Raw genomic sequence first — 6,635 nt, 5'->3', positions numbered from 1 at the left:
GCAGCAGGGCCAGCAGCGTGCGCACCTTCAGCTCCGGGATCGGGACGGGCCGACCGTCGGCCGACCAGACGGTCACCGGACCCAGGACCCCGAAGCGCATGACCACACCGTAACCGGCCCCACCGACACCGTGCGTGGACCGTCGGCGGTTCGTGCGCGGGCGGCGGCACAGTCACCTCAGCGGTCGGCGCAACGGCCGTCGGTACGCCGCCCCCCACCGCAACGGGGGAGGGGGCGGCGCGACCACCGAACCCCAACTACCGGAAACGAGCGCGGACATGAGCGACACCGCCACCAACAACCCCGCCGTCACCCCCACCGCCGTCACCGTGCTGGGCCTCGGACCGATGGGCCGGGCCCTCAGCCGGGCCCTGCTGGCCGCCGGCCACACCCTCACCGTCTGGAACCGCACCCCGGGCCGCGCCGGCGAACTGCTCGAACTCGGCGCCAAGGAAGCGGCGAGCCCGGCGGACGCCGTGTCCGCCGGCGACCTCGTGATCGTCTGCGTCGTCGACTACGACGCCGCGCACGCCGTCCTCGAACCCGCCGCCGACGCCCTGCGCGGCCGCACGCTGGTCAACCTCACGGCCGACACCCCCGACCGCGCCCGCGCCACCGCCGAATGGGCGCGCGAACACGGGGTGGAGTACCTGGACGGGGCGATCATGAGCCCCGTCCCGCTCATCGGCACCGCCGACGCGGTGGTCCTCTACAGCGGCCCGGCGGACCTCTTCGAGCGGCACCGGCGCACCTTCGCCGCGCTCGGCGGCACCGCCGCCTACCTGGGCGCGGAACCGGGCCGGGCCGCCGCCCACGACATCGCCCTGCTGGACTTCTTCTGGACGATGACCAGCGGCTACACGCACGCCCTCGCGCTCGCTCGCGCCGAGGGCGTCAGCGCCGAGGACATCGCGCCCTTCGCCCAGGGCATCCTCGGCTTCATGCCGACGCTCCTCGACGAGTTCGCACGGAACGTCGACGCCGGCGACCACCCGGGCGACGAGAGCACGATCGCCTCGGCGCACGCCACCTTCGAGCACATCGTGCATGTGGCCGAACACCACCGCCTCGACCCGGGCGCCGCGGCGGCCGCCCTCCGCCTCACCACCCGTGCCCTCGCCGCCGGCCAAGGCGCCCAGGCCTTCAGCCGCACCACCGACCACCTCCGACAGGGATGACGCGCGGCGATCGATGCCCCGGGGGCGGCGCTGAAGCCGCGCCGTGGCGGCCACCGGCAGGTCCACAGGGCCGGCACCGCGGTGCCGGCCCTGCCCGGTGAGTGCCCGCGAGGGCGCTCGGGCCGGTCAGGAGCCGCGTGCGACGTTCATCGACGGTGTGGAGGGCGGCCTCCACCGTGTCCCGCGTGGTGCTGGTGCCCAGCGCCCGGGCCACGTCGGCAAGCGGCTTGTCGTCGAGGTCGATCACCGTGCGACCCGGGATTCCGCTCCGACCTCGGCCCCGGCTGTCCGGATCGTGGATGCGTGTTCCTTCCGCATACCTGTTGTATCTATGGTGTCGGCATGTGCCCAGCCGCCGCAGCAGCCCAGACCCCCGGCGCCGCCGCGCCCTCGCGTGGCCAGCCCGCCGCCGAACGCGTCTACCGGCACGTCAAGCAGGCGGTGCTCGACCGCCGCTACGAGGGCGGGGAACTGCTCACCGAGGGCGAACTCGCCGAGGCCGTCGGCGTCTCCCGCACCCCGGTCAGGGAGGCGCTGCTGCGCCTTGAGGTGGAGGGCCTGCTCAAGCTGTACCCGAAGAAGGGCGCGCTCGTCCTCCCCGTCTCCGCCCAGGAGATCGCCGACGTCGTGGAGACCCGGTTGCTCGTCGAGGAGCACGCCGCGCGCCGGGCCGTGCCCGTCCCCGCCGGACTCGTCGAACGGCTGACCGAGCTGCTGGAGCGGCAGAAGCAGCAGGCCGCCGCCGGCGACCTCGCCCAGGTGGCGGTCACCGACCGCTGCTTCCACGCGACCCTCGTCGAGGCCACCGGGAACCGCATCCTCACCCGCCTCTACGACCAGCTGCGCGACCGCCAGCTGCGGATGGGCGTCGCCGTCATGCACGCCCACCCCGAACGCGTCGACCGCAACATCGCCGAACACACCGAGATCCTCCAGGCGCTGCAGGACGCCGACGCCGACGCCGCCGTCGCGGCCGTGCACCGGCACGTCAGCTCCGTGCGCCGCCTGCTGCACGGCGACGCCGCCCGATGAGCGGCCGGGAGCCGCTCGACGCCCCCACCCGGCTGCCCGGCGACCCGCCGGGCGGCCGGCGCGCGGTCCTGGTCTGGGGCGTGGGCGTCGCCGTCTACTTCGTCGCCGTCACCTACCGCACCAGCCTCGGCGTCGCCGGGCTCGAGGCCGCCGACCGGTTCGCCGTCAACGCCTCCGCGCTCTCCACCTTCTCCATCCTCCAACTCCTCGTCTACGCCGGCATGCAGATACCGGTCGGCCTGCTCGTCGACCGCTGGGGCGCCAAGCGCACCCTCACCCTCGGCGTCGCGCTCTTCACCGTCGGCCAGTTCGGCTTCGCGCTCGCCGACTCCTACCCGGCCGCGCTCGCCTGCCGCGCGCTGCTCGGCTGCGGCGACGCGATGACGTTCATCAGCGTGCTGCGCCTCGGCGCCCAGTGGTTCCCCGCCCGGCGTGGACCGCTGATCGCGCAGATCGCCGCGCTCATCGGCATGGCCGGCAACCTGGTCACCACGCTTGTGCTGGCCCGGGTGCTCGCCGCGTTCGGCTGGACCCCGACGTTCGCCGGCAGCGCCGCCGGCGGGCTTGTGGTGCTGCTGCTCGTCCTCACCGTCCTCCGCGACCGGCCCGCCGGGCACCCGCCGCCGGCCACCGCCCACCTCGGCCCCGGCTACGTCCGCCGCCAGATCGGCGAGGCGTGGCGCGAGCCCGGCACCCGCCTCGGCATGTGGGCGCACTTCACCACCCAGTTCCCGGCCATGGTCTTCCTGCTGCTGTGGGGGCTGCCGTTCCTCGTCCGCGACCAGGGCCGCACGATGGCGGAGGCCGGCGGGCTGCTCACCCTCATCGTGCTGTCCAACATGGTGGTCGGCCTCGTCTACGGCCAGCTCGTCGCCCGCCGCCAGGAGGCCAGGACGCCGATCGTGCTCGGCACGGTCGGCGCCACCGCCGCCGTCTGGGCCGCCGTCCTGGCCTGGCCGGGGACGGCACCGACCTGGCTGCTGGTCACCACCTGCCTGGTCCTCGGCGCCTGCGGCCCCGCCTCCATGGTCGGCTTCGACTACTCCCGCCCGGCGAACCCGCCCGAGCGGCAGGGCACCGCCTCCGGCATCGTCAACATGGGCGGCTTCACCGCCTCCATGACCGCACTCCTCGGCGTCGGCCTCCTGCTCGACGCGACCGGCGACGACTTCCGCGTCGCGTTCTCCGTCGTCTTCCTCCTCCAGGCCCTCGGCGTCAGCCAGATACTCCGCCTCCGCCGCCGAGCCCGCCGCCGCGAACACGAACACCACTTCGCCAGCCGCGTCACCACCCTCCACGTCCCCGCCTGAGCCCCTCGTTCACCGCGACCCCGCGGCGCGGGCGATTGGGGCTTCCTCCGACCGGGGCTTCCTCGACGGCCTGCCCGCTGTGCGTGGCCCGCTGTGCGCGCCGGGTGGGTCGGAGGGCCCGGTTCGCGGGGCCGACCGGACCTGATCGCGTGTTCCCGCTGTTGTCACACCGGCCGGGGCGCTTCACTCGGAGAGTCGCCGGACTTCCGCGATGGATTGAGTCGCATCGACTCAGGTTTGTGTACTCTGTAGGTGGCAGGACATCGGATCGGAGAGGCATCATGGAGGTCGGCCGGGTGGTTGACCTGCAGGTCTGCCGTGGGCCGGAGCTACTGCCGCAGGCCGAAGGTGCCAAGGTGCAACAAGGTGCAACGAGGAGGAGACCCGCCCGTGGAAGCCGAGCTGACCAACAAGAGCCGCGAAGCCATCAGCGCGGCCAACAACCGCGCGCTCACCGACGGCCACCCCGACATCACGCCGCCGCATCTGCTGCTCGCCCTGCTGGAGGGCTCGGACAACGAGAACATCCGCGACCTGCTCGCCGCCGTCGAGGCCGACCAGGCGGCGCTGCGGTCGGGGACGGAGCGGCTGCTCGCCGCGCTGCCCCGGGTGCAGGGGGCGACGGTGTCCCGTCCGCAGCCGAACCGGGAGCTGCTGGCCGCCCTCGCCGACGCGTCGCAGCGGGCGAAGGAGCTGGGGGACGAGTACGTCTCCACCGAGCACCTGCTGATCGGCGTCGCCTCCCAGGGCGGGCAGGCCGGTGAACTACTGAAGGAGCAGGGCGCCACGGCGAAGAAGCTGCTGGACGCGTTCCAGCGGACGCGTGGCGGGCAGCGCGTCACGAATCCCGACCCGGAGGGCACGTACAAGGCGCTGGAGAAGTTCGGCACGGACCTCACCGCCGCCGCGCGCGACGGCCGGCTGGACCCGGTCATCGGGCGGGACCACGAGATCCGGCGCGTCGTGCAGGTGCTGTCGCGGCGGACGAAGAACAACCCGGTGCTCATCGGTGAGCCGGGCGTCGGCAAGACGGCCGTGGTCGAGGGGCTGGCGCAGCGCATCGTGAAGGGTGACGTGCCCGAGTCGCTGCGCGGCAAGCGGCTCGTCTCGCTGGATCTGGGCGCGATGGTCGCCGGGGCGAAGTACCGGGGTGAGTTCGAGGAGCGCCTGAAGACGGTGCTGGCGGAGATCAGGTCCAGTGAGGGCCGGATCATCACCTTCATCGACGAGCTGCACACCGTGGTCGGCGCGGGCGCCGGCGGCGACTCGGCGATGGACGCCGGCAACATGCTCAAGCCGATGCTGGCGCGCGGCGAGCTGCGCATGGTGGGCGCCACGACGCTCGACGAGTACCGGGAGCGCATCGAGAAGGACGCGGCGCTGGAGCGGCGCTTCCAGCAGGTGCTCGTCGCCGAGCCGTCCGTGGAGGACTCGATCGCGATCCTGCGCGGTCTCAAGGGGCGTTACGAGGCGCACCACAAGGTGCAGATCGCGGACAGCGCGCTGGTCGCCGCCGCCGCGCTCTCCGACCGCTACATCACCTCCCGGTTCCTGCCGGACAAGGCCATCGACCTGGTCGACGAGGCCGCCAGCCGGCTGCGCATGGAGATCGACTCCTCGCCCGTGGAGATCGACGAGCTGCAGCGCTCGGTGGACCGGATGCGGATGGAGGAGCTGGCGCTGGCCAACGAGTCGGACGTGGCGTCCCAGGAGCGGCTGGCGAAGCTCAAGCGGGACCTCGCCGACCGCGAGGAGGAGCTGCGACAGCTCACGGCCCGCTGGGAGAAGGAGAAGCAGTCCCTCAACCGGGTGGGTGAGCTGAAGGAGCGCCTGGACGAGTTGCGGGGCCAGGCCGAGCGTGCCGAGCGCGACGGCGACTTCGACACGGCCTCGAAGCTGCTGTACGGCGAGATCCCTTCCCTGGAGCGGCAGTTGGAGGCCGCAGCCGAGGCCGAGCAGGAGGCCGCGCGGGACACGATGGTGAAGGAGGAGGTCGGCCCGGACGACATCGCGGACGTGGTGGCCTCCTGGACGGGCATTCCCGCCGGCCGGCTGCTGGAGGGCGAGACGCAGAAGCTGCTGCGTATGGAGGAGGAGCTGGGGCGTCGGCTCATCGGGCAGGAGGAGGCCGTGCGGGCCGTCTCCGACGCGGTGCGGCGGTCCCGTGCGGGCGTCTCGGACCCGGACCGTCCGACCGGGTCGTTTGTCTTCCTCGGCCCGACCGGTGTCGGCAAGACCGAGCTGGCGAAGGCGCTCGCGGACTTCCTCTTCGACGACGAGCGGGCCATGGTCCGCATCGACATGAGCGAGTACAGCGAGAAGCACTCGGTGGCCCGTCTGGTCGGCGCGCCGCCCGGCTACGTCGGCTACGAGGAGGGCGGCCAGCTCACGGAGGCGGTCCGCCGCCGCCCGTACACGGTCGTCCTGCTGGACGAGGTGGAGAAGGCGCACCACGAGGTCTTCGACATCCTGCTCCAGGTGCTGGACGACGGCAGGTTGACGGACGGGCAGGGCCGGACGGTGGACTTCCGCAACACCATCCTCGTGCTCACCTCGAACCTCGGCAGCCAGCACCTGCTGGACCCCCTGGCGAAGCCGGAGGAGCAGCGGGAGAAGGTGCTCGCGGCGGTGCGTGCCGCGTTCCGGCCGGAGTTCCTGAACCGGCTGGACGACCTGGTCGTCTTCTCGGCGCTCAGCTCGGAGGAGCTGGAGCGGATCGCCCGGCTCCAGATCGACAGCCTCCAGCGCCGCCTCGCCGACCGCCGGCTCACCCTGGACGTCACCCCGGCCGCGCTGCACTGGCTCGCCGTCGAGGGCAACGACCCGGCGTACGGCGCCCGTCCGCTGCGCCGGCTGGTGCAGACGTCCATCGGCGACCAGCTGGCGCGGGAGATCCTCTCCGGGGAGATCCGCGACGGCGACACCGTGCGGGTCGACGTGCCCGAGGCCGGCCGGGAGGGGCTGACCGTGGCCCCCGTCCGCGACTGACCCGCCCGGGCCCGTCCGCGACTGACCCGCCCGGGCCCGTCCGCGACTGACCCGCCCGGGCCCGTCCGCGACTGACCCGCCCGGGCCCTTCCGCGACTGACCCGCCCGGGCCCGTCCGCGACTGACC

General features: G+C 73.3%; 4 protein-coding genes and 1 pseudogene. 4 read left to right on the top strand and 1 reads right to left on the bottom strand.

The window, feature by feature from the left end; translation table 11 throughout:
* Positions 1-278 precede the first annotated feature (278 nt).
* Entirely contained in the window at positions 279-1,178 is a 900-nt protein-coding gene (locus GL263_RS18675; RefSeq protein WP_182856868.1) for an NAD(P)-dependent oxidoreductase, read from the top strand.
* 127 nt (positions 1,179-1,305) lie between these two features.
* Here GL263_RS18675 and GL263_RS29085 read toward each other — a convergent pair.
* Positions 1,306-1,425: pseudogene (locus GL263_RS29085) on the bottom strand (type II toxin-antitoxin system VapB family antitoxin); the annotation flags it as partial.
* A 95-nt stretch (positions 1,426-1,520) separates the two neighbouring features.
* On the opposite strand from GL263_RS29085, the gene GL263_RS18670 reads away from it, so the two are divergent.
* From GL263_RS18670 to clpB, 3 genes are all read left to right on the top strand, one after another.
* Positions 1,521-2,210, top strand: coding sequence for a GntR family transcriptional regulator (locus GL263_RS18670; RefSeq protein ID WP_182856867.1), 690 nt, complete (start codon positions 1,521-1,523; stop codon positions 2,208-2,210).
* The gene (locus tag GL263_RS18665) at positions 2,207-3,520 is read left to right on the top strand and encodes an MFS transporter (protein ID WP_182856866.1); all 1,314 of its coding nucleotides are present in this window, start codon (positions 2,207-2,209) and stop codon (positions 3,518-3,520) included. Before GL263_RS18670 ends, GL263_RS18665 begins: the two co-directional genes overlap by 4 nt.
* A gap of 390 nt (positions 3,521-3,910) precedes the next feature.
* Positions 3,911-6,508: an ATP-dependent chaperone ClpB gene (gene clpB, locus GL263_RS18660; protein WP_182856865.1), complete on the top strand. Its 2,598-nt coding sequence runs from the start codon at positions 3,911-3,913 to the stop codon at positions 6,506-6,508.
* Positions 6,509-6,635 lie beyond the last annotated feature (127 nt).

Origin of the sequence: Streptomyces durbertensis, from assembly GCF_014156695.1 — a bacterium.
Classification (GTDB): Bacteria; Actinomycetota; Actinomycetes; order Streptomycetales; family Streptomycetaceae; genus Streptomyces; species Streptomyces durbertensis.
The sequence above is the reverse complement of the archived record's forward strand: the minus strand, read 5'-3'. Positions and strand labels throughout refer to the sequence as shown.

What these genes read in the sequence shown, in the direction of transcription:
- GL263_RS18675 (WP_182856868.1), top strand. Translation starts at nt 279, where the DNA reads ATGAGCGACACCGCCACCAACAACCCCGCCGTCACCCCCACCGCCGTC.
- GL263_RS18670 (WP_182856867.1), top strand. Translation starts at nt 1,521, where the DNA reads ATGTGCCCAGCCGCCGCAGCAGCCCAGACCCCCGGCGCCGCCGCGCCC.
- GL263_RS18665 (WP_182856866.1), top strand. Translation starts at nt 2,207, where the DNA reads ATGAGCGGCCGGGAGCCGCTCGACGCCCCCACCCGGCTGCCCGGCGAC.